We start from the raw sequence: 22483 nt of genomic DNA, 5'->3' as shown, positions 1-22483 counted from the left end.
CGGCGAAGGCGCCGTTGCCGATTGCTATGTTCCCGGCGTTAGCACCGCTGGCATTCGGTGATCCCCCAAAGCCTGTTCCGGCGAGCAGTGCGCCACCGCCAATCGCGATGTTTTCTGAAAACACAGGACCGGACGCCTGTGCGCCATTTCCGATGGCGACATTTTCACTGGCGGACCCGGATGCATTCGTGCCGCTGCCAAGGGCGGTATTGGCAGCGCCACCCCCACTCGATGCGTTTGCGTTGCTGCCGACGGCGGTGTTGCCCGCATTCGCTCCCGAGGAAGCAATTGCTGCCGGTCCGCAGGCAAAATTACCGGCACTGCCGGTCGCGCTCGCGCCCTGGCCGGAAGCGGCGGTGTCCGCGCAGACGAATTGCGCCGCGGCGTCGCGCGGCGTCAGCAAGGCGCATGCCGAGACGATGAGAATCGTGCCGGCCAGCACGCCGGTCGCGCGCCGCTTCCCCCAACCCTTCGACATCGCAAGTCCCCGCTCGATCTTCATGGGGCCGTTGCGTAGCGATTATTGATCCGCCAAAGATCCAAGTAAAATGCCGCCGGCCCCACGGTCATTATCGGGGGCCCAACGGCAAAACTCAATCAGCGGTGCCTGAGATAAGTCTCATGTTGCCAAGCAGTTACACGTTGCATTACGCGCAAAGTTCTTGCGCGTAATGCAAATTTCGCGAGGCCCGCACAACGGCAGCGCCGCTCACTTCAGAGCAGCGTCGCCTCCAGCGTGATCTTGGTATTGAGCAGCTTCGACACCGGGCAGCCGGCCTTGGCCATGCCTGCGAGCTCCTCGAACTTCGCCTTGTCCGCGCCGGGAATTTTCGCGCTCAGCGTCAGATGCACCGAGGTGATGGCAAAGCCGTCGCCCTGCTTTTCCAGCGTGACGTCGGCCCTGGTTTCCATCTGCTCGGCGGTCAGCTTGGCCTCGCCGAGGATCAAGGACAGCGCCATGGTGAAACAGGCGGCGTGCGCCGCGCCGATCAGTTCTTCCGGGTTGGAGCCGGGCTTGCCCTCGAAGCGGCTGGCGAAGCCGTAAGGGTAGTCTTTCAGCGCGCCGCTTTTGGTCGAGATCGCGCCCTTGCCGTCCTTGATGCCGCCCTGCCATTTGGCCGATCCGGATGTCGTGGTCATGCGAGGCTCCTCAAGTTTCATTTGGTTTGAACAATGGTCGCCTCTTAAGCGACCAATGCGGCGGAATATGTCAATTCACGAGGACCTGATGCGCCGGCTGATTATCGCGGTCACGACCGCTTACGGAGTACTGGCCGCCGCGACGCCGGCTTCGGCCGGTTACTGGAATTACGGCTGCAAAGGCAGCCTCGGCGCCAGTGCCTACGTGTTCGACCGGGGCAACTTTCTAATCATGCCCAAGGCGATGGCCGAGGGCGACATCGCCGGGCTCATCAAAGGCGAAATCTTCTCCTTCGACGCCGACGACAATAATTCCGGTTTCCGGCCGGTGATGCAATTCGCCCGCGGCGCCTATCCCGATCAAAAAATCGTGCTGACCGAAAAATCATCGAAGACGATTTCGACGCAGAAGGGAAACGTCGGAACGCGCGAGAAATCCACCACGACCTCCCGCCATGCCTATCACCTGATCTGGACCGGCTGGCGCGATCAGCCCATCGAGGTCGACCTCGTCATGGACTGCATCGAATACATGCTGACGGCGCCGTAAGCGCGCGTAGTTCCGCAAAAACCGGATACGCTGAAATGGCTTATGCTCCGACCAGCGCCTTCGCCGGCAGCACCGCCTGCACCACGAGGCCACGGGCGCGGGCGTCCATCACGCCAACGGCGCGCAGCGCCAGCAGCGTCACCGTTTGAACGGCGTCGCGCAGCTTGCCCTGATCGTCCGTATTGTCCGGCGCGAGTGGCCCGACCAGCGATTCATGCAGCGCGCCGAGAAGCGCGGTCGCGGCCAAGGCCGTGTCCTGGGCGGGCAGATGGCCGGCACGGACCGCGGCATCGATCCGGCTGGCGATCTCGCCGGCGATCTCGCGGCGGCTCGCCAGCCGCGACGCCGTGACGTCGACATCGACCGGTTCGGCCAGGATGCCCCAGGCGAGCTTGCGCTGCGACAACACATGCACCGCGACCGTGGTGACGGCGGCCGCCAGCGCCGACGACGGCCCGGGGGCGGCATCCGCGGCGCGGCGGATCGCGGTCAGCTCGTCGCGCGAGACTTCGGCGATCAACTCGGAAATCAGATCCGCCTTGGAGGGGAAATAGCGGTAGACGGTGCCGGCGGCGACATTGGCGCGGACCGCGACCGGCGCGATCTGCACCGCGGCCATGCCGCCCTCGGCGGCGGCATCCCGCGCCGCCGCCAGAATCGCGCTGCGGCGCGCCGCGAGGCGCCTTACGACTTGATGGGTTCGCCGATAGACCATGGCGCGCTTCTCATCCCCAGCGCGCTCGGGCCAGAGGGGCTCGTTGAGGCGCCTGTTCAGTTTTTTGGGCGATTTGAAACAAACCGCTGCCAAGAACTGAACAATAATTCAGGCTTGCTGACAAGAGATAAAAGGGATGACTTGAAGGGGCGCTAGCCTGCGGCCGCCGCCAGGGACGGCGCCTGTTCGCGCCGCCACCACGGCCCCACGCGGCGCGCGATCAGGGTGGTCACGATCAGGGTTGCGGCGAAGCCGGTTGGCGCGCCCACGAGCGGAAAGATCATTAGAAGTGCTGCCACCAACCCGAGCGCCGGCAGTTCATAGTGCGCAAAGCCCTGGTCCAATCCGAGCCGGACCAGGAACGCCACCGCGATCGCCAGCACCATCAGGTCGTAGAGAAAAAGATAGGGCGTGATCAATAGCGCGCCGGCCGCAAGGCTGGCGGCCTTCAACGGATAGAGCACGCGGCGGCTGCGCCACATCAGCGCCAGCAGCAGCGCCACCGTCCCGCTCATGATCCACTGCAACACCCAGGCGAGTTGCTCGGTGCCGCCGAGATAGCGCACCAGCGCGAAGATGCTTTGCATCTTGCCCCAGGGCGCGCGCCCCTCGGTGAGAAACGCCTGGCTGAACATCGGCATCCAGTGAAAGAAGGCCTGCCAGCTTTCGGTGCCGAAAGCGAGCCACGACAGCGATGCCATCAGGATCGCAACCGTGCCGGCGGTAAAAAACACCTTCCACTGCGCGGCGGCGATCAGCGCGATCGGAAACAGCAGTCCGTATTGCGGCTTGTAACTCAACAGCCCCAAACAAATGCCGGACAGCACCGGCCGCGCCGGCATCAGATAGAGCGCGCCGCCGATCAGCGACGCGGTGAGGAAACCATTCTGCCCGACCAGCGCATTGGTGAACACCACCGGAAACGCCAACGCCAGCAAGATGCCGAAGTTGCGGCCGACGATCGCGCGCATCACGGCGAGATAGGGCACGAGGCTGACCGCGGCCCAGCCGACATAGGCCACGGCATAGGGAAAATGCGCCAGCGCGGCCGCGACGAACAAAAACGGCGGCGGATAATGCCAGGCGAAGTTGCCGTCATAGCCCTGGCCGAGAACGGCGACCTGAACCTGCTTCTGGATGTCCCAGTCATAGGCCAGTGCGGGGTGGCCATCGAGCACGAGGCGGCCGGCCGACCAGACATTGACGAAATCGGTCGGGATGCCCAGGCCGTTCTCGTCGAAGATCCACCAATGGGCCACGAAGCCCCGCTGAAGCAGCGATGCATTGATGACGCACAGCACGAAGCACACGATCAACAGCGCCGGAGGAATCGCACCGCGCTCCGGGGCAACCGTCGGGACAAACGTGGGCGTAGCCATGCGAGGTCCTTTCGCGCCTTTGCGATGCGCGCGCCCTCCAGCAATAGGCCGGACAGGCTTGAGGAAATCTTAAAACCCAAGGCTCGTCAGGCGGGATTTTCGTGGCGAAATCACCTGATATCGACGACAGTCCTCCGGCCAAAGAGCACGCCGCCCGGCATCACAGGCGGGACAAGAAGGAGATTGCGACATGAACTGGACACGACGGTCGGTATTGACCGGGGCAGCGGCGATGGGATCGACCCTGATCGTCAGGCCAACCCTCGCCGCCGAATATCAATTCTCACAGTACCACAATCAGGCGGCTTCCGGCCCGCTGCACAAGAACCTCACCGCGATGTGGCAGGCCGTGCGCACCGAGACCAACGGCCGGGTCGAGACCACGGTGTACGCCGAGAACAACAAGCTGCCGGGCGGCGACCGCGATGCGCTGAAAATGCTGATCGCGGGAGAGATCGCGTTCTTCACCCTGATGGGCGGCATCATCGGCACCGTGGTGCCGGTGGCCGAAGCCCAGCAATTGCCGTTCGCGTTCGCTTCCGCCGCCGAAGCGCACAAGGCGATCGACGGCCCGCTCGGAAAATATATCGGCGAGGAGATGGCCGCCAAGGGCATGCACCTGTTTCCGGTGGCGGGTTTCGACAATGGCATGCGGCAGGTTGCCTCGATCTCGCGCCCGGTCGCCGAGCCGCAGGATTTTGCCGGCATGAAAATCCGCGTGCCGCCGGGACAGATGATGATCGACACCTTCAGCGCATTCGGCGCGGAGCCGGTGACCACCTCGGCCAACCAGATCTACGACGCGCTGAAACTCGGCAAGGTCGAGGCGCAGGAAAACCCGCTGGCGATCCTGGAAGGGTTCAAGCTCTACGAACTGGTGAAGTATGTCAGCATGACCAATCACATGTGGTCAGGTTTCAACGCGATGGCGCACCGCGCCACCTGGAACGCGCTGCCTGCCGACATCAGGGAGGTGATCGAGCGCAATTTCACCAAATATGTCCGCCTGCAGCGCCAGGACCAGGCCGCGTTCAATGCCGCCCTGCGCGAGGATTTCGTCAGGCGTGGGCTGGTGTTCAACGAGGTCAAGCAGGCCGCGTTCCGCGCCAAGCTGCCGGGCATCTATGCGATCTGGAAAGAAAAGCTCGGCACCAAATGCTGGTCGCTGGTCGAGGCCGAGGTCGGCAAGCTCGGCTAAACAAATCTCGTCAACCCTGCGCCGTCAGGCGACGACGCCGGGCCGCGACAGCGACGGCGCTTCGCGGCGGCGCATCAGCGCCGTGTACAGCACAGCCCCGAGGGAGGCGCCGATCAGCCATCCCCAATCCCCGATATTGGTGATGACCCCGTAGGCGCCGAGCAGCGACAGCCCGATCGAAATCGAGCCGGAACCCGCGAGCGCGATCAGCGCCATCCGGTTCCAGCCGCTCTCGAAATAGAGCGAGCGGTCCGGCGACATCGTATAGAGGTCTTCGAGGACGATCTGCTGGCGCTTCACCACATAATAGTCGGCCACCATGATCCCGAACATCGGGCCGAGCGCCGCGCCGAAGATGCTGACAAAAATCGTGATCGCCTGCGGGCTCGAGACGAAAATCCACGGGCACACCATCACCGACAGGATCGAGGTGATCAGCCCGCCGAGGCGGAAGTCGATCTTCTCCGGATAGAGGTTGGAAATGTCGTAGGCCGGCGAAACAAAGTTGGCGACGATGTTGATGCCCATGGTGGCAACGATAAAGGTGATGGAGCCGAGCGCCACCACCCAGGGATTGCCGATGCGTTCGACGATGGCGACGGGGTCCATGATGGCCTCGCCGAATACCTTGACGGTGCCGGCGGTGACGATGACGGTGATGATGGCAAAGACGATGAAATTGACCGGCAGACCTAAGAAATTGCCGACCTTCATCGCCTTCTCGTCCCGCGCGAAACGGGAGAAGTCGCCGAAATTGAGCAACAGTGCCGCGAAATAGGCGACGATCAGCATCGCCGCATTCGCCATGTGACCGATGGCCGAGCCTTCGACACGCGGGCTCAGCTGCAGCGACAGGCTGGAAGTGCCGGTCTGCGACAAAATCCAGATCGCCAACGCGAACATCACGATGTAGACGACGGGTCCGCAGAAATCGATGAACTTGCGGATCGTCTCCATGCCGTTGAGGAAGATCAGAAGCTGAAACAGCCACATGAACAGGAAGGAAAACCAGCCCAGCGCCGACAGGCTGAGAAAGCTCGAATGCGTGAAAGCTTCCGCAGCCGGATAAAACGCCAGCACCAGAGCCTGCACGGCCTTGGACGCGAAATAGGTCTGGACGCCGTACCACACGATCCCGACGATGCCGCGCAGGCCCGCCGCGATGTTGGCTCCCATCACGCCGAACGACATCCGCGCCACGACCGGAAACGGCGTGCCATACTTCAGCGAGGGACGCCCGATCAGGTTCATCAGGAAATAGACGGCGGTGATGCCGGCCACCATCGCCAGCAACACCTCCCATCCCGTCAGTCCAAGAAAGAACAGGCTCGCGGCGAAGGTATAGCCGCCGACCGAATGCACGTCCGACATCCACATCGCGAAGATGCTGAAGACGCCCCAGGTCCGCCCCTCAGGCGCCACCGGCGCCAGATCGTGGTTGTAGAGCCGTGGATCGGCTCCGGGGATGGCAACGGCGGGCGACGCATTCGAGTGACCTGACATCGGCGGCTCCTGCGCTTGGACAAGCGGAGATTGGCAGGTTTTTTCAAGCAAGTCCCGCGCCAACGCAGTCTTTCCGGGGCGATGGGTCATCTCGATCGCTTGACCCGCCGATCGGCTTTATCCGGCTGGTCGCTTTTCCGCGGCTGGCTTTTTCGTTGCGCCTTCGGAATCACGAATTTCAATCCGGACCAGATCTCGTCGACCGCGCAGACCTTGATATCGACAAGGCCAAGCGGCAGCGCGGTATCGCGCACGACGACATCGGTGAGGTCGGTCGCAACGCCGGAAGATTTCTTCGGCCACGACACCCAGATCATGCCGTCCGGCGCGATCGCGGCACGGTAGCGACGCAGCCTGCCGGCAAGCCCTGCCGCTTCGGTTGCGAATACATGCACCATGTCGAGCGGCGCTTTCAGCCGGGCCGCCACCGTCACCCCGGCCGGCAGCTTGCCGACGATGTCGCCATACGCCGCCGGCGCGCCGTCCACAAAAATGCAAAAGCCCGGCTGGATGCCGAGCTTTTGGGTTAACGGTTTGCCGGAATAACCAGCCATCGATGCAGCAAGCATCAGGCCTGCGGCTGCGGCTCCAGCCCGGGATCCGGATCCGGACGCGGGCGCGGCTTGCCGGCCGGCGGCACCGCCGAGGTGCGGGGCGTCGAGGGTTCCAGCACCGACTCACGGTTCGGCTTCTTGCCCTTGAGCAGATCCTGAATCTCGTCGCCGCTCAGGGTTTCGAATTCAAGCAGGCCCTTGGCCAGCGCCTCAAGGTCGGCCCGCTTCTCGGTCAGGATCTTGGTCGCCTGATTGTAGCCCTCTTCCACGAAGCGCCGGATCTCGGTGTCGATCTTCTGCACGGTGGCCTCGGAGGCGTTCTGGGTGCGCGACACCGACATGCCCAGGAACACCTCGTCCTGGTTCTCGCCATAGGACACGGTGCCGAGCGCTTCGGAGAGACCCCAGCGGGTCACCATCATGCGCGCCAGCCGGGTCGCCTGCTCGATGTCGGACGAGGCTCCGGAGGTCACCTTCTCGCGGCCGAACACGAGTTCTTCGGCGACGCGGCCGCCCATCATGATGGCGAGGCGCGAGGTCATCTGCTCCAGCGACATCGACAGCTTGTCGCGTTCGGGCAGCTGCATCACCATGCCGAGCGCGCGGCCGCGCGGAATGATGGTCGCCTTGTGGATCGGATCGGTCGCGATCACGTTGAGGCCGACAATGGCATGGCCGCCCTCGTGATAGGCGGTCAGCATCTTCTCTTCCTCGGTCATCACCAGCGACTTGCGCTCGGCGCCCATCATCACCTTGTCTTTGGCTTCCTCGAACTCGGCCTGGGTCACCATGCGCTTGTTGCGGCGCGCGGCGGTCAGGGCGGCCTCGTTGACGAGGTTCATCAGGTCGGCGCCGGAGAAACCGGGCGTACCGCGGGCGATGGTCTTGAGGTTGATATCCGGCGCCAGCGGCACCTTGCGAACGTGAACCTTGAGGATCTGTTCGCGGCCGACGACATCCGGATTGGGCACCACCACCTGGCGGTCGAAACGGCCCGGGCGCAGTAACGCCGGGTCGAGCACGTCAGGCCGGTTGGTCGCCGCGATCAGGATCACGCCTTCATTGGCCTCGAAGCCGTCCATCTCGACCAGCAACTGGTTCAGCGTCTGCTCGCGCTCGTCATTGCCGCCGCCGAGGCCGGCGCCACGATGCCGGCCGACCGCGTCGATTTCGTCGATGAAGATGATGCAGGGCGCATTCTTCTTGGCCTGTTCGAACATGTCGCGGACACGCGAGGCGCCGACGCCGACGAACATTTCGACGAAGTCCGAGCCCGAGATCGTGAAGAAGGGAACGTTGGCTTCGCCGGCGACCGCGCGCGCGATCAGCGTCTTGCCGGTGCCGGGAGGGCCGACCAGCAGCACGCCGCGCGGAATCCGCCCGCCAAGCCGCTGGTACTTTCCGGGGTCGCGGAGGAATTCGACGATCTCCTGCAAATCCTGCTTGGCCTCATCGACGCCGGCGACGTCCTCAAACGTCACGCGGCCGTGCGCCTCGGTCAGCATCTTGGCGCGCGACTTGCCGAAGCCCATCGCCTTGCCGGCGCCGCCCTGCATTTGCCGCGACAGGAAGATCCACACCCCGATCAGGGCGATGAACGGCAGCCATGAAACGAGAAGCGACACGAACCACGGCACGTTGTCGCCGGGCGGCTTCGCGGTGATCGAGACCTTGCCGTTATACAGGCGCGAGACCAGTGTCGGGTCGTTCGGCGCATAGGTCTGGAAGCTCGAGCCATTTGTGAAGGTGCCGTGGATCTCCGGCCCCTGGATGACGACGTCGCGAACGTGGTTCTGATCGACCTCGGTCAGAAGCTGCGAGAAGGAGATATCCTGCGAGGAGGCGCGCTGGCCAGGATTCTGGAAAAGCGTGAACAAGGCCAACAACAGCAGAACAATAATGACCCAGAGGGCGAAATTGCGCAGATTGGCGTTCATCGATCTTCCTTCGTGGTCGCGCGGATCGCGGCCTTATTTCCTTGGCTGGGCGCGAGGGAATCCCCAAAGAATCCCCTCAAGCCGACTGCGTTACAATCTAGGTGCCGCGGCGGTCGCTGCCAAGGGAACCACATGGGACTATTTAGCCTATCTTAGCGCGATTCCCGTTCAAATCATGGCGCTGGCAGCCGTGTTTTCCGGGGTGGTTAAGACCGCAAGGCAGATCAGGACGGACGCTTCCGCCTCAATCCGCCCGGCGGCGGCGGGGCGGCGCTGGGGCGACGTTGATCCGATCATCGATCAGGCTGACCAGCGCGCCCGCAAGGGTTTGTTTCAGCGCTGGCCGGCGCTCTGCTTTCGCCAGCGCGCGGTCCAAAACCGAAAGCAAAGCTTCAACCTTGCCAAGTTCCGCCGGTCCCTCACGACCGAACCGATCGATCGCACGCAACAGCAGCCGAAGCCGGATTTCCCCCGGCATCGCTGCAAAAGCCTTGGCGTCGAAGGTACTGGCATCGAAGGTACTGGCATCGAAGGTACTGGCATCGAAGGTCTTGGCGCCAAAGGTCTTGGCGTCGCTCCCTGACGGCGGCGCTCCGCGGCGATCCCCCAGCGCCAGATAGCGCTCCGCGCCGTCGACCATGATTTCTATCGCCGCGTTGGCCCGGGCCAGCCGCGATGCCAGCCGCGCCAGATTGCGCGCATCGCCGCCCTCGGCGGCGAGAACAGGCATCACCGCGCGGATGCGCGGCCGGGTAAACTTCACATCGCGGTTGGTCGGATCGTCGGCGAAGGCGACCTTCGCCTTCTTGAGTGTCGCGATGAGCTGCGATTTCGAAACATTCAGAAACGGACGGACCAGAAGCAGGCCCTCTCGCTCGGTAACCGGCGCCATCGCCGCCAGACCAGCGACGCCGCTGCCGCGAAGCAAGCGCATCAACACCGTCTCGGCCTGGTCGTCACGGGTATGGGCGGTGAAGATATGCGTGGCGCCGTGGTCCCGCGCAGCCTTTGCCAGCAGGCCGTAGCGCGCGGCCCGTGCGGCGGCGGGCACACCGGATTTCGGCTTGGCGCCGGTCCAGCGCATCGAACGATGCGGCAGATCCAGCGTGCGCGCCAGGCGCTTGACGTCGCGCGCCTCGGCCGCCGCCTCCGCGCGCAAGCCGTGATCGACCGTGACGGCGATCAGACGCGGTCCGCGGACCAGGGCGCGGCGCCAGCGGGCCGCGAGCCACATCAACGCAATTGAATCCGGACCACCGGAAACGGCGAGAATGATCGCAGGCGCGCCTTTCCAGTCCGCGAACAGACGTTTCGCATGCTGCGCCGAGATCGGGGAGTTGTCATCGTCAGGCATGATGCCGCCGGCTGATGTCGAGGCTTGCTCATGAACTCGCGCAACACAACAACGCTGCCAGTAAGGCTGGATGCGGATCCTGCGGACAAACGTCCTGGTTTGCCCCGAAATCGCGCTCTGAAGCCTTAAAAGGACGCCCGGGATACCCCCGAATCATGCAGCGCGAAGACGCTCCGCTGCCCGAGAGCCTGCCCTAGCACTTAACCCGCTTTTGCTCACGGTCGACAGCCGCTTTGATGCCAGCCGAGGCATGCGGATATTTCCGCGTCACCTCGCCGAACGCCGCGCAGGCGGCCTCCCTTTCCTTCAGGGCCGCCAGCGATTGACCGAGCCGCAGCAAGGCGTCCGGGGCTTTCGCCGATCTATCGAATTTGGTCGTCACGCTGAGGAAGGATTCGGCCGCGTCACGGTAGAGCTGGCGCTGGAAAAAGCTCTCGCCCAGCCAATATTGCGCATCCGCAAGCAGCGGATCGCTTGGGTATTTCTTTGCGAAGTTGCGCATGGTTTCTTCGGCCAGCGCATAGTCCTTGCGCTGGATGTAGCCGACGCCGAGATCAAACTCGTCCTTCGGCGTTGCCGACGGCGGCAGCGTGGTCAGCGCCCCGGTGCCGTTGGTGTTGCGCGGCGGCGGCGCCGGCAGGGCTCCCGCCGGGTTGCCGGCCCCGCCGGTGTTGGCAAGATCGAGCGGCTCCCCCGCGCCTCGCCCGCCGGGAGCGCCGATCGGCGCTTCGGCCGGTATCGGCAGCTGACCGCCGCCGAGCGCGCGCGGCGCACCGGGGGCACTCGGGTTCTGGCTGGGATCGAAGGCGTCGCCACGGCGGCGGCCTTGGGGCTGCGGCGCCCCCTGGGGCACTCCCGCAGGTTCCTGGACGATCGGCGCCGGAGCGGCGATCTGCGGCTCATAGCCGGCTGGCGCCTGGGCCGGCCGATTCGGCTGCACCGGGGGGATCGCGGCAGTATTCGGCGCAGGAGGCTGGCCGCCGGGAGCCGCTTGCGCGCCTCCCTGAAGCAGCCTCAGGCGCTCCTCGAGCTGCCGGTTACGGTATTGCAGCTCCTCGTTCTGCCCGGTGAGTTGCCGCAGCTGGCTTTCAAGCTGCTGAATCCGGACCTCCGGATCGACATCATCGGATTGCGCGAAGGCCTGCGAGCACAGCGCCAGCATCGCGGACAACGCCGCGGCGCGCGTAACTTTATGAAACCTGGATGACATTGTGGCCTGACGGACGAAATCGGCGTGAGATCGAAAACGGATCACCTTGAGAGAGGGAGTACGCCAAAAATGTGACTGAGACAAACACATCGAGCGGGCCCGGGACTTCAAGCCCAAGACCTCGTGCGAAGCCCCAAAACAAAGCCGGCGCCCGAGGGGCGCCGGCCAAAAACTGTCGAAAGTGAACGCCTCAGGAGCTGGCGTTCAACACCGTGACCGCGCGGCGGTTCTGCGACCAGCAGGAGATATCGTTACAGACCGCGACCGGGCGTTCCTTGCCATAGGAGATCGTCCGCATCCTCGAGGGATCGATGCCGCGCGAGGCAAGGAAGGTTCGCACCGACTGCGCGCGCCGCGCACCAAGCGCGATATTGTATTCACGGGTGCCGCGCTCATCGGCATGGCCTTCAATGGTGAAGGAATAGCGATTGTAGCTCTGCAGCCACTGCGCCTGCTTTTCCAGGGTCGCGATCGCCTGCGGCGACAATTCGGTCTGGTCGCTTTCGAAGAACACGCGGTCGCCGACGTTGACCACGAAATCCTGCTGGCTGCCCGGCGTGGCGGCACTGGCCATCGCGCCGTCGGCGAGCGGGTTCTTGGCGCAGGCGCCCATCGACAGCGCCACTGCGAGCACCGCGGCCAGCTTCAATCCCTGGAGGATACGCATCTGGTATTTCATTCCGGAGCCTCCGCGCTCACGTTTTCGACTGTTATCCGGTCTACAGGGCGATGGTTAAGCGAACGTTCCGTCAACCTTGATGGGATGTTGCCAAACCCGATCAAATGCCAGCAAGCGCTGAAAAGCAACCGTGATAGTTAATGGGTTGTAAATGTGGCACGAGGGTGAAGGCAAGCGCGAAAGGGGCGGAATTTGCACGTTTCCGACGCAACTAGACACGCATTTCGCAACGCCCGGGACCCGTACGATGGTTCCCCGCAGACCGCACGCCACCTGGTGGCAGCCGGCGCCGTGTCGTCAGGAGCGCGGGACCATCGTCGCGCGCTCGAAGGCGAACTCCGGCAAGTCGATAACCGGCAATTGCGCGCTACTGCGCTCGAACAGCATCCGCCGCTCGAACGCGCTTGAACGCAAAATGGGAAAACGCGTCAGGACCTTTTCCCGGAGCGTCCGGAAATCGGACGCCATCAAGGTCACCTTCTTCGAATGCCAGCCCGGAAACGCACGCGGTTCGGTGATGGTCTCGTGCAGAAAGACGCGGCGATAAAACGCCTGGTGGTCGGTCCGCACCATCGCGAGCCCGGTGTCGGCATTGAAATGATCGCAAGCCAAATAGGCCAGCCGCAGCGTCACATAGGGAAGTTCGGGAAACCGCTTGGCTTTTTCGGGGTCTGCAGCAAAACGAGCCGGATCGATGAAAACTTCGCCTCGATCGAGGCGACCATGGAGAACATCGCCGAACAATTCGGTTGTATAGGACATCCGACATTCTGACGTCAGGACGTGAAGGCGGATAGAACTACAGAGTTCTCCGTCAAGATATATCCCGAAGATCCAGGCGTTGGGCGCATCATCATAAGAATCGATGATGCGCCGAGACTCTGACGGCAAGATCAATCCGCCATGCAGATAGGCCTTGTAACGCATCAAGTAGATTGAATCTTTTTGCTCGGGAGTTTCGATGAGCCGGTAGTCGACGCGGTCATATAGCCCGGATCCCCGCAGAACGGGCAACGTGCGCGGTTCGGCTCCCGACTGCATCTGATACCCCTTACACTTCCCAACAACTTCCGCGCGTGGGAAAAGATTAATAGCTCCTTAACAAAATTGCAAAGCATTCGAAACGTTAGGGTTAACCCTTCGGCCCCGCAAAAACCCGGGGAGTCGACAGCTGCGACGGAACTAATCGAGTGAAATCAGGCGATCGATCGCGAGGGACCCGCGAGATACATGTCGTCAGACCGGGTGCCGTGAGACGCGTTCAGCAACTGGCGTATCCGCACCGCCGGCACCGGCCGGCTGAACAGGTAACCCTGCGCCTCGCTGATGGTGCCATCGGCATTGATCAGCTCCAGTTGCTCATTGGTCTCGATGCCCTCGACCACGACCGACATTCCGAGATCCGCACTGAGCCGCGCCACGCCGCGCAACAGCGTCAGCGGACGATCGGTATCGATTCCTTCCAGGAACGAGCGATCGATCTTCACTTTCTGCATCGGGAAATTGTGCAGATAGCTGAGGCTCGAATAGCCGGTGCCAAAATCGTCCAGCGATATTCGCACGCCGAGCGCGTGCAATTGCGACAGCACATCATGGGTCAGCTGTGTATTGCGCAACAGCGAGGATTCGGTGATCTCGATTTCGAGGCGATTGGCAGGCAATCCGGAAACCTCGAGGGCGTAGCGAATCTCGTTCATCACGTCGCGCTGGTGGAATTGCTGCGGCGAAAAATTGACCGCGACACTGACGGCTTCCGGCCATTGCATGCACTCCATGCACGCCTTGCGCAGGATCCAGCGGCCGAGGTCGACGATCAGCCCCATGTCCTCGGCGACCGGAATGATGTCGATCGGCGAAACCGTGCCCCGTATCGGGTGATTCCAGCGCAGCAACGCTTCGCAAGTCGATATTCGTCCAGACTTGAGATTGACGAGCGGCTGATAGAACAGCTCGAATTCCTCATTGGCCAGCGCCTTGCGCAGGTCGAGTTCCAGGATGCGGCGCGCCTCAACGGTTTGCGCCATCTCTTCGCGGAAGAAGCAGAAGGTGCCGCGGCCATCCGCCTTGGCGCGATAGAGCGCCATGTCCGCGTTCTTCAAAAGCGTGTCGGCGCTGACGCCCTCGGGCGACGTGACCGCGATCCCGATGCTGGCGCCTATCTCGACCAGGTGATTGTCGATCTTGTAACGCTCGCTCAGGTGATCGACGACACGGCGGGCGAGACCGGCCGCATCATCGGTCGATTTGATGTTCTGCTGAAACACCACGAATTCGTCGCCGCCGAACCGCGCGACGAAATCCTCCGGGCGCAGCATGGCGCGCAACCGGTCGGCGACGGCGCACAACAGTTGGTCGCCGCAGGGATGGCCCAGAGTGTCGTTGACCTGCTTGAACTGATCGAGGTCGACAAACAGCAAGGCCGACAGTTGCTCGGCGGCATGCGGGACCGCCAGCAGACGCTCTATTTCGTCGCGGAAATTGACCCGGTTGGGAAGCCCGGTCAGTTCGTCAAAACGCGCCAGATGCGTAATTCTGGCTTCCGCGTTGCGCCGCTCGGTGATGTCCTCGAGCAGCACGACGGCGCCGCCGCTGGCCATCGGCTGGAATGTCCACGACAGCTGGCGGCCGCGGGTCTGATCCGGGTCGGTGGTAATGACGTCGCGCGCCCGTGAATCCTCGATCTCGGAGAGAATGATCTTGCCGCTCGCCGCCGAGATCGACCCGGCCTGCACGCAGGCATCGACGATATCGGAGGCGGAGAGCCCGCGCTCGACGAAATCGTCGGGCAACTCCATCATTTCGCTGAACCGATGATTCATCACCGCGAGCTGCCCATCGGCGCGGAACATGCACAGGCCATGTGGCATGTTGTTCAACGCCGTATCGAACTGGCCCGCAAGCGCCGCTTCGCGTTCGCGTGCCACAACCGCCCGCATGAATATTCTGTGCAAGTTAGCCGAGAGTTGCATGATTGCCAGAATAAATGCGGCGCTCACGACTGACATCGCTATGTAATAGGGTGTGCCACGCAACCCCAACGCGATCACGGCCGGACCGAACATCAGCACCGTCTGCAGATGATATAGCGATGGCCGTCCGTAGGCCCTCGCCGCACCTCCCGCCACGATCCCGGTGGTGACGGATAGACAGATCATGTGGACTACGGCGTCGTCACTGCTCAACAGAGTGACGGAGCACCATATCCCGATCGCAGCGGCCTGGATCAGCGCCCCGATCTGATAGCGCTTCTGCCACTGCGCAGCTTCTTCGGCAGTCAGCATCGATTTGCGGGGCAGGAAACGCTGCAAGTCGAATACCCGGAGAGCTCCGGCCATGATGACAAGCGCGACACATGCCCAGGTTAGATATTGTTCCGTCTTCAGCGCGGTGATGGCTGCCGCGATGGCTACGAAGACGATCCCCGCAAACAGCGGACCGGGGGCTTCGAACAGCGAATCGATCGAGGCTGCCCGAGTCGACGACGGCGATATCTCCGGATCGGTTTCTGTTGGATGGTTCGTCAACTGCATCGGGCGCGCGCACGTCCTGTTACGGCGCAAGTTTTACCTGTCGCAGATGAAGTCTTTCTGAGGGAACATCGTTACCGCGAGGTTGCTTCTTGCCAGGGGGAATCGAAATCTGCCTGCTAAATCAGCAAGCTAGGCAAGGTTTGCCGGCCGTCATGGCAACACGGCCATTCGGCGATGCCGAATTTACGACAGCAGCGGTGACCAGGCCGGATCGGAGGCGAAGCCGGGGGTAGGAACCCGCTGTTCGTTGCGGCCGGAAATATCCACGGTAAACAACGAGGGCCCGCCGCTGCCGCCGGGATCGCGGAAGAACATCAGGACCCGCCCGTTGGGCGCAAACGTCGGTCCTTCGTTGTGGAACCCGGACGTGAGAATCCGTTCGCCCGAGCCGTCGGGCTTGATGATGCCAATCGAGAATTGTCCGCCACCCTGTTTGGTAAACGCGATGTAATCGCCGCGCGGCGACCACACCGGCGTCGAATAGGTGCCGTCACCGAAAGAGATTCGCTGCGCGGATCCGCCCGTCGCCGGCATCACGTAAATCTGGGGCTTTCCGCCGCGATCGGATTCGAAGCACAGGCGCGTGCCATCGGGCGCATAGGACGGCGAGGTATCGATCGCCGGGGTATCGGTGAGGCGGGTGGTCGATTTCGAGCGCAGATCCATCACGAACAGGTTGGAATTGCCGCCCTGCTGCAGGCTCATGATGATGCGCTGGCCGTCGGGCGAAAAGCGTGGCGAGAACGACATGCCGGGAAAATTGCCGACGATCTCGCGCTGCCCGGTTTCGATATTGTACAAATAGACACGCGGGTCGCCCTGGCCGAATTCCATATAGGTAATTTCCTGGGTCGAGGGCGAAAACCGCGGCGTCAGCACCAGATCGGTGCCGCGCGTCAGGTAGCGGACATTGGCGCCGTCCTGATCCATCAGCGCCAGCTTCTTGACGCGCCGCTCCTTGGCTCCGGTTTCGTCGACGAAGACCACGCGGCTGTCGAAATAACCTTTCTCGCCGGTCAGACGCTCGTAGATCTGGTCGGAAATGATATGCGCGATCCGCCGCCAGTATTCCGGCGAGGTGAAATATTGCTGGCCGGTCAGTTGCTGGCCGGTGGCTACGTCCCAGAGACGGAATTCGGCCTTCAGGCGTCCATCAGGCTGACGGGTCATGCGGCCGGTCACCAGCGCCTGCGCGCTGATGGTCTTCCAGTTGGCAAATTGCGGCGCCGCGTCGATGTTGACAACCTTTTCGATATAGGCGGCCTGATCGATCGGGGCGAACAATCCGCTGCGCTTGAGATTGTTGGTGATGACCTGGGTGACGCCAACGGCAACTTCACCGTCCGATGGCGTGCCGGCGACGAAATTGGGTATGGCGATCGGCAACGGTGCGAAATCGCCTTCGGGGATGATCAAACGTTTCTGTCCGAAGGCAGGACCGCCCGTTATTACGCCGAGCGAGGCCATGCCGGAGAGTAGCTGCCGGCGGCTCAGGCGGAATGGCATCACGGGCGTTCGATCTTTTTCGGTCATTTGCAGCGGCTTCATTTCATGTGCGCGATCGTCTGGGGCGACCGCCCTCAGGTCTTTCGTTCGGTAAACACCGGCGCAAAATATTTCCACTCGTCGAAAAAGGCGGCGGGCAGATTATACGGCTGGCATTCGATGATGGCGCGTAGCGCGCTCTCCTGGTAGACGCGAAGATAAGGCGTGGCCGGCGTACCTTCAGGAGCCGGCATCCCTTCAAGCGTACCGTCGCGTTTTAGCCTGATCGTGAACGCGGCTTCGGGATTCTGACTCTCGATGCCGCCATAAGGTTTCTTCCAGCAGCGCTCGACCTGAGACTGGAACATGGAGCCCCAGGTCGCCGAATTGTCCGCGGCCTTGCCCTTGGACAGGCCGAGCGCGGCATTGGAATTCAGTGTTTCGCCCGCCACCGCCTGCCGGGACGGATCGCGCTTGTCGAGCAGGGCCGCGATCTTCGATTGATCGAAGGTGCGCTCCTTCGGCTTTTGCGGCGGGGGCGTCGCGGCCTGGACTTGTGGCTTCGGCGGCGGCTTCTTCTCTTCCTTTTTCAGGGCTTCCGCGATCGGATCGACCTTGGGCGGATCCGGCTTTTTCTCGATCGGTTTCGGCTCTTCCTTCGGCTTGGCTTCGGCGACCGGTTTGGGCGGATCGGGTTTTTTCTCGATCGGCTTTTCCTCGACCTTCGGCGGAGGTGGCGGTGCCGTATCGGTCACCACCGGTGCCTTCTCGGTGATCTTGCCGACGGCGTCCTCGACGGGCTTGGCGTCGGCAACCTTCTCCACCAGCGGCTTCGGATTTTCCTTCTTGCCGGACTTCATGCCGGCCATGACATGGGCGAGTTGGTCGGCGGAAATGACATCGACGGGGACGGATTCCTCCGGCGGCATTTCCAACGCCTTGGTCGAGAACGACACGATCCCCCATCCCAGCACGAGGACGTGCAGGGTAATCGAGGCGGCCAGTGTCTTGTCGAACTTGACCTTCACTTCAGCTTTCCCGCTCCGCCGTCAGACATCGCTCGCCGCTCCTTCGCTCACGAGCCTTGCTCGGGAAGGATGACGATATTCGCCTTGAAGCCTGCGGTCCGAATATTCCCCAATAGTTTCATCATATCGGTGTAGCAGACGTCCTTGTCGCCGCGCAGATACACCACGCTTTCGGCTTCCGACCGTGTTTCCCGAATAGCCTTGATTTTGGGCAGCAAGTCGGCGGCGGAAATCAGGGTGTCCCCAAGATAGAGTTCGACGTTGGAATTGCAGCCTCCCCCGGTCCGCTTGACCGAGAGCGTCAGCGGAGGCGCGTTCGAAGACAGCGACTTGCCGCCATTGGCGACAGGCAGGTCGATATCGATCGTCGAGGTCATCAAGGGCGCCGCCACCATGAAAATGATCAGCAGCACCAGCATCACGTCCACCATCGGCGTGACGTTGATCTCCGCCATCACGGCGCGTCGCCGGCCGCGGCGTCCGCCGCCCGGCGAGCCTGCCATGTTCATCGCCATGTTCTGGTGCTCACAATGCGCTCACACTATCTCGATAACGGCCCTCACGCACGCTCGTCGATCTGGCGTGACAGGATCGCTGAAAACTCGTCCGCGAACCCCTCCAGCCGCTGGGCCTGCCGGTTCACCTCGGAAGTAAACTTATTATAGAAGATAGTCGCCGGAATGGCGGCGATAAGGCCGATTGCTGTGGCAAATAGCGCCTCCGCGATGCCGGGGGCCACCACCGCCAGCGAGGTATTCTTGGAAGCGGCGATCGACTGAAAGCTCGACATGATGCCCCAGACCGTGCCGAACAGGCCGACAAACGGGCCCGCCGAGCCGACGGTCGCCAGCACCAGGAGCCGGCGCTCCAGCCGCTCGATCTCGCGGGCGATGGAGACGTTCATGACCTTTTCGATCCGCATCTGAAGGCCTGCGAAGGATCGCGCCTGGCTTTCGAACGAGCGCTTCCACTCGCGCATCGCGGCGACGAAACAGGCCGCCATCGATTGTGTCGGCTTGGCCGAGAGTGCGCGATAAAGTTCCTCGATCGATTGACCGGACCAGAATGCCTGCTCGAAGCGATCCATGGCGCGCTTGGTGCGCGAATAGAGGAAAATCTTGTCGATCGCGATCGCCCAGACCCAGACCGAGCAGGAGAGCAACCCCAGCATGACCGACTTCACGATCCAGTGAGCCTGCAGAAACAAGGCGATCAGCGAAACGTCAGCGGATGGGAGCGGCAAGGCGGACTGCGCCACGTCGGCCGGATTCATAAGCGGTGTCCTCTCAACGCAATTATCCCAAATCCTCCGGGAGCCAAATGCCTAAGGAGCTATGGCTGCCGGTTCCATGGCCGCACGAAAAGCGCGGCGGTAAGCGCCTGCGCGAGAGCCGTATCATGTCGCATGGGAGGCCCGTCCAAAGCCGAGGCTTGCATCCCCTGCCAACGTGTCAAAACGAGGGCTATCCGCGCGTCCTTACCCCACTAACCAGACGCTAATCATGGTTAACGTCTGGTTACCAAAGGGGATTCTGGCTGTCGGAAATGCCGGCCGAGGAAGGGGAAAGCCGCCCGGAATAGGCCAAGGCAGGGCCGGAAACGAGAAAACCGCCCGTCTGCTTTCGCAAACGGGCGGTTCTATCGCCGTCAGGTCGTAGGGGCGCTGCGCCCTGAGGCTAAGCCAGACGCATCAGGCCTGGGGCTGGCCATCCGAGGGCGGCGGGGTCGGACGGGTGCGATGCTGCGCCATGAACTGGTCGAACTCTTCCTTGTCCTTGGCGTGGCGCAGGCGATCCAGGAAATCCCGAAATTCGGTCTGCTCCTCTTCAAGACGCCGCAAGGTCTCCATGCGGTACTCGTCGAACGCGCGGTTGCCGCTCGACGGCGAACCGAAAGGAAACCCGCGGCTCTCCATGCGGCTGCGCATCCGCTCCATCTTGTACTGCATCCGCTCCATCTTGTTCGACCAGCGGTCTTGATGACTCCAGCAACCCATTTTTCTGCTCCCGAGTGTGAAAAAGAGAAGGGCAAGGCCGATCGGCCACCAGATGATGAAACCAAGCACGGTGACGGCGATCCAGCCGGGGTGCCATGGTGAATGCAGCATATGCGGGCGGTAGGGCTCTTCAGCGGGGCCGCGCCATCGATTGACATCTGCGGTGTAGGCCATTTCCCTCTCCATGACGGCGTCGCGCCGTTGTGAATGTAAATAACATTTACATACGTAAACCATCCCGGAATTTTGTCAAGCCGGGCGCAAGCCGCGCCCGTGAATTTATTTTGGGGTGCCCCAGGGCCCTGACGGCTGGCCGGATGGCGCGCCCGCCGGCTTTTTATCCGCCGCGTCCTGGCCGGAAGCCCTGCGCTCGGTCGGGAAGCCGAGCCCGCGCAGATAAATCAGCACTTCCGCTTCCAGCAGATCCTCCGCCGACATCGGCAGCTTGCGGCGCGCCGCGTCGCCGCGCGCGAACAGCGACGCCACGCCATGCGACATCGACCAGATATGCAACGCCATCATCAGGGCCGGCGGCCGCGGCGTGCCCGGCGGCGCCAGTGCGGCGAGCCGCTCCGCCGCCGCCCTGATCACGGCGAAGGCGCGTTCGCTCGCCGCCAGCAAATTGGGATTAAGATCGACGGGAAGCCCCGATTCGAACATCGCCGAATAGTACGCCGGCTCCGCACGGGCGAACGCCAGATAGGCCTTGCCGACCCGCTCGAACGCCGTAACGGTGTCTGGACGGCCGTCATCCCAGGCTTGCGTCAGCAACGCCTCGAACTGCTCGAAGCCGCGCTGGGCAATGCTTGAGAGCAGTTCGTCGCGGTCGCGAAAATGCCGATAGGGTGCCGCCGGGCTGACGCCGGCCATGCGCGCGGCATCGGCAAAGGTGAAGCCGGCCGCGCCTTTTTCCGCAATCAATCCGAGGGCCGCCTGCAGCAGCGCCTCTTTCAGATTGCCGTGGTGGTAGCCGCGCTCGGCGCGGCCCTGTTCCTTGCGCCAGCTCATGTGAAAGGCTTTTACATGAGCCGGCCGCAAAGGTCACTAGAGCGTTTTCCAGCGAAGTGGACCCCGGTTCGCGTAAAGAAAACGCGTCAAAACAAAAAACTAGTGCCGCCGCTTCGGCGTCACTAGTGGGTTTTCATGGTCCGAAGCGGGAACCGAGAACTCGAACAGGTCCCTAGCCGCCCGGTATCGGAAGAACCGGCATGATCTCGATGGCCTCGCCCGGAAAGATCGAAAAATGCGGATGGCCCTCGAACATCTTCGCGGCGGCCTCATGCGAAGAGGCGCGAACGACCGTAAAAGCGGACAGCAGGTTGCTGATATCGGCAACGCCCTTCGGATCGACTTTCTTGGTCTTTCCGAGCGGCCCGCCCATTTCGACAATTGCGGCGTGGTGCTTTTCGGCCCATGCCTTCCAGGCCGCGATGCCCTGTTGCTGCCTGGCGTTCCGCTCTGCTTCAGGAAGTGCGTTCCATTCAACCATTTTGGGGTTGTTCTTGCCGCCAAGGAAGACAGCGAGGAAGGTGTCATTCGTGCTCATCGAATTTCCTATCGTTTGCAGTTCTTGGGTTGGGAAAAAGGCTTTAAGTCAGCGCGCCGCGGAGCCGCGCTGCAGCTCAGCAAACCCGGCCGCGGCCTCCTGGACGTCGGCGGGGAACTCCGACATCTCCTGCACCTGACGGATTTCGATGATCTCGTTGCTGGAGGCCGGGCAACGCTTGGCCCAGGCGATCGCCTCGTCCCGCGACTTCACATCGATCATCCAGTAGCCGCCCAGCACTTCCTTCGACTCGGCGAAGGGACCGTCGGTCACGACCGGCTTGCCGCCGTCGAACGAAACCCGGGCGCCCGTGGAGGGCGGGTGCAGCCCATCCAGCGTGATCAGCACACCGGCGACCTTCAGGGCCTCGTTGTATTTCATCATCGCGGCGACCGCCTCCGGGGGCGGCATCGCGCCAGGTGCCGCGGTCTCGTAACCCCTGGGAATCATCAACATCATGAATCGCATGAAAACTCTCCGTCCTTGTTCCGTCGACAGGCCCCGGACGAGCCGCCGCTCCCAGAAAAGACGATCGGGGGTTTGCCACACCGACATGTCCGGCTGAATTATTTCACAGGTAATTGCCGACCTGGCCGGGCCATCGCGTTGATCCCCCTCCTGCCTCCTGCCTCCTGCCTCCTGCCTCCTGCCTCCTGCCTCCTGCCTCCTGCCTCCTGCC

At 62.7% G+C, this 22483-nt stretch carries 22 protein-coding genes; 3 read left to right on the top strand and 19 right to left on the bottom strand.

Features of this window, described 5'->3' with window-relative positions:
• Nucleotides 1-107 precede the first annotated feature (107 nt).
• Entirely contained in the window at nucleotides 108-527 is a 420-nt protein-coding gene (locus E8A46_RS02045) for a hypothetical protein (RefSeq protein ID WP_291556721.1), read from the top strand.
• A gap of 187 nt (nucleotides 528-714) precedes the next feature.
• Here E8A46_RS02045 and E8A46_RS02040 read toward each other — a convergent pair whose 3' ends face one another.
• Nucleotides 715-1140: an OsmC family protein gene (locus tag E8A46_RS02040; RefSeq protein ID WP_291556718.1), complete on the bottom strand. Its 426-nt coding sequence runs from the start codon at nucleotides 1138-1140 to the stop codon at nucleotides 715-717.
• Between the two features lie 88 nt (nucleotides 1141-1228).
• Between E8A46_RS02040 and E8A46_RS02035 the strand changes: the two genes are divergently transcribed.
• Nucleotides 1229-1690, top strand: a complete 462-nt coding sequence (locus E8A46_RS02035; protein WP_291556715.1) for a hypothetical protein — start codon at nucleotides 1229-1231, stop codon at nucleotides 1688-1690.
• Nucleotides 1691-1730: 40 nt separating this feature from the next.
• On the opposite strand, the gene E8A46_RS02030 is transcribed toward E8A46_RS02035, so the two are convergent.
• Both E8A46_RS02030 and E8A46_RS02025 read right to left on the bottom strand, forming a co-directional pair.
• Nucleotides 1731-2405, bottom strand: a complete 675-nt coding sequence (locus E8A46_RS02030) for a TetR/AcrR family transcriptional regulator (protein WP_291556713.1) — start codon at nucleotides 2403-2405, stop codon at nucleotides 1731-1733.
• Nucleotides 2406-2557: 152 nt separating this feature from the next.
• Nucleotides 2558-3784 carry a glycosyltransferase family 87 protein gene (locus E8A46_RS02025; protein WP_291556711.1) on the bottom strand — a complete coding sequence of 409 codons (1227 nt, stop codon included), beginning with the start codon at nucleotides 3782-3784 and terminating at the stop codon, nucleotides 2558-2560.
• Nucleotides 3785-3974: 190 nt separating this feature from the next.
• On the opposite strand from E8A46_RS02025, the gene E8A46_RS02020 reads away from it, so the two are divergent.
• Entirely contained in the window at nucleotides 3975-4982 is a 1008-nt protein-coding gene (locus tag E8A46_RS02020) for a TRAP transporter substrate-binding protein (protein WP_291556709.1), read from the top strand.
• 24 nt (nucleotides 4983-5006) lie between these two features.
• Here E8A46_RS02020 and E8A46_RS02015 read toward each other — a convergent pair whose 3' ends face one another.
• The 16 genes from E8A46_RS02015 to E8A46_RS01940 form a co-directional block, all read right to left on the bottom strand.
• Nucleotides 5007-6485 (bottom strand): NCS1 family nucleobase:cation symporter-1, encoded by a 1479-nt coding sequence (locus E8A46_RS02015; protein ID WP_291556706.1) that lies wholly within the window; start codon nucleotides 6483-6485, stop codon nucleotides 5007-5009.
• Nucleotides 6486-6571: 86 nt separating this feature from the next.
• Complete coding sequence (locus tag E8A46_RS02010) at nucleotides 6572-7054, bottom strand: DUF3052 domain-containing protein (protein WP_291556703.1); 483 nt, start codon at nucleotides 7052-7054, stop codon at nucleotides 6572-6574.
• Nucleotides 7054-8976, bottom strand: coding sequence for an ATP-dependent zinc metalloprotease FtsH (gene ftsH / locus E8A46_RS02005; protein WP_291556699.1), 1923 nt, complete (start codon nucleotides 8974-8976; stop codon nucleotides 7054-7056). The genes E8A46_RS02010 and ftsH overlap by 1 nt, the downstream gene beginning before the upstream one ends.
• A 244-nt stretch (nucleotides 8977-9220) precedes the next feature.
• Nucleotides 9221-10330, bottom strand: a complete 1110-nt coding sequence (gene tilS, locus E8A46_RS02000) for a tRNA lysidine(34) synthetase TilS (protein WP_291556695.1) — start codon at nucleotides 10328-10330, stop codon at nucleotides 9221-9223.
• A 193-nt stretch (nucleotides 10331-10523) separates the two neighbouring features.
• Nucleotides 10524-11540, bottom strand: a complete 1017-nt coding sequence (ybgF, locus tag E8A46_RS01995) for a tol-pal system protein YbgF (RefSeq protein ID WP_291556692.1) — start codon at nucleotides 11538-11540, stop codon at nucleotides 10524-10526.
• Nucleotides 11541-11730: 190 nt separating this feature from the next.
• Nucleotides 11731-12219 carry a peptidoglycan-associated lipoprotein Pal gene (gene pal / locus E8A46_RS01990; protein ID WP_291556689.1) on the bottom strand — a complete coding sequence of 163 codons (489 nt, stop codon included), beginning with the start codon at nucleotides 12217-12219 and terminating at the stop codon, nucleotides 11731-11733.
• Between the two features lie 297 nt (nucleotides 12220-12516).
• Nucleotides 12517-13260, bottom strand: coding sequence for a hypothetical protein (locus tag E8A46_RS01985; protein ID WP_291556686.1), 744 nt, complete (start codon nucleotides 13258-13260; stop codon nucleotides 12517-12519).
• 155 nt (nucleotides 13261-13415) lie between these two features.
• The gene (locus E8A46_RS01980) at nucleotides 13416-15749 is read right to left on the bottom strand and encodes an EAL domain-containing protein (RefSeq protein ID WP_291556683.1); all 2334 of its coding nucleotides are present in this window, start codon (nucleotides 15747-15749) and stop codon (nucleotides 13416-13418) included.
• A 183-nt stretch (nucleotides 15750-15932) separates the two neighbouring features.
• A complete protein-coding gene (tolB, locus tag E8A46_RS01975) occupies nucleotides 15933-17255 on the bottom strand; it encodes a Tol-Pal system beta propeller repeat protein TolB (RefSeq protein WP_291556680.1) in 1323 nt (440 codons plus the stop codon).
• A gap of 74 nt (nucleotides 17256-17329) precedes the next feature.
• Complete coding sequence (locus E8A46_RS01970; RefSeq protein WP_291556677.1) at nucleotides 17330-18262, bottom strand: cell envelope integrity protein TolA; 933 nt, start codon at nucleotides 18260-18262, stop codon at nucleotides 17330-17332.
• A 47-nt stretch (nucleotides 18263-18309) separates the two neighbouring features.
• Nucleotides 18310-18777 carry a biopolymer transporter ExbD gene (locus E8A46_RS01965; protein ID WP_291556675.1) on the bottom strand — a complete coding sequence of 156 codons (468 nt, stop codon included), beginning with the start codon at nucleotides 18775-18777 and terminating at the stop codon, nucleotides 18310-18312.
• Between the two features lie 44 nt (nucleotides 18778-18821).
• Nucleotides 18822-19535 carry a protein TolQ gene (gene tolQ / locus E8A46_RS01960; RefSeq protein ID WP_291556671.1) on the bottom strand — a complete coding sequence of 238 codons (714 nt, stop codon included), beginning with the start codon at nucleotides 19533-19535 and terminating at the stop codon, nucleotides 18822-18824.
• A gap of 417 nt (nucleotides 19536-19952) precedes the next feature.
• On the bottom strand, nucleotides 19953-20432 hold the full coding sequence (locus E8A46_RS01955) for a DUF2852 domain-containing protein (protein WP_291556668.1): 480 nt from the start codon (nucleotides 20430-20432) through the stop codon (nucleotides 19953-19955).
• Nucleotides 20433-20537: 105 nt separating this feature from the next.
• The gene (locus tag E8A46_RS01950; RefSeq protein WP_291556666.1) at nucleotides 20538-21266 is read right to left on the bottom strand and encodes a TetR/AcrR family transcriptional regulator; all 729 of its coding nucleotides are present in this window, start codon (nucleotides 21264-21266) and stop codon (nucleotides 20538-20540) included.
• A 172-nt stretch (nucleotides 21267-21438) separates the two neighbouring features.
• Nucleotides 21439-21804, bottom strand: a complete 366-nt coding sequence (locus tag E8A46_RS01945; protein WP_291556663.1) for a hypothetical protein — start codon at nucleotides 21802-21804, stop codon at nucleotides 21439-21441.
• Between the two features lie 48 nt (nucleotides 21805-21852).
• Nucleotides 21853-22272 carry a YciI family protein gene (locus E8A46_RS01940; RefSeq protein ID WP_291556661.1) on the bottom strand — a complete coding sequence of 140 codons (420 nt, stop codon included), beginning with the start codon at nucleotides 22270-22272 and terminating at the stop codon, nucleotides 21853-21855.
• Between the last annotated feature and the right edge of the window lie 211 nt (nucleotides 22273-22483).

It is taken from the genome of Bradyrhizobium sp. (genome assembly GCF_004799445.1).
In the GTDB taxonomy this organism is placed as follows: Bacteria; Pseudomonadota; Alphaproteobacteria; order Rhizobiales; family Xanthobacteraceae; genus Bradyrhizobium.
The sequence above is the reverse complement of the archived record's forward strand: the minus strand, read 5'-3'. Positions and strand labels throughout refer to the sequence as shown.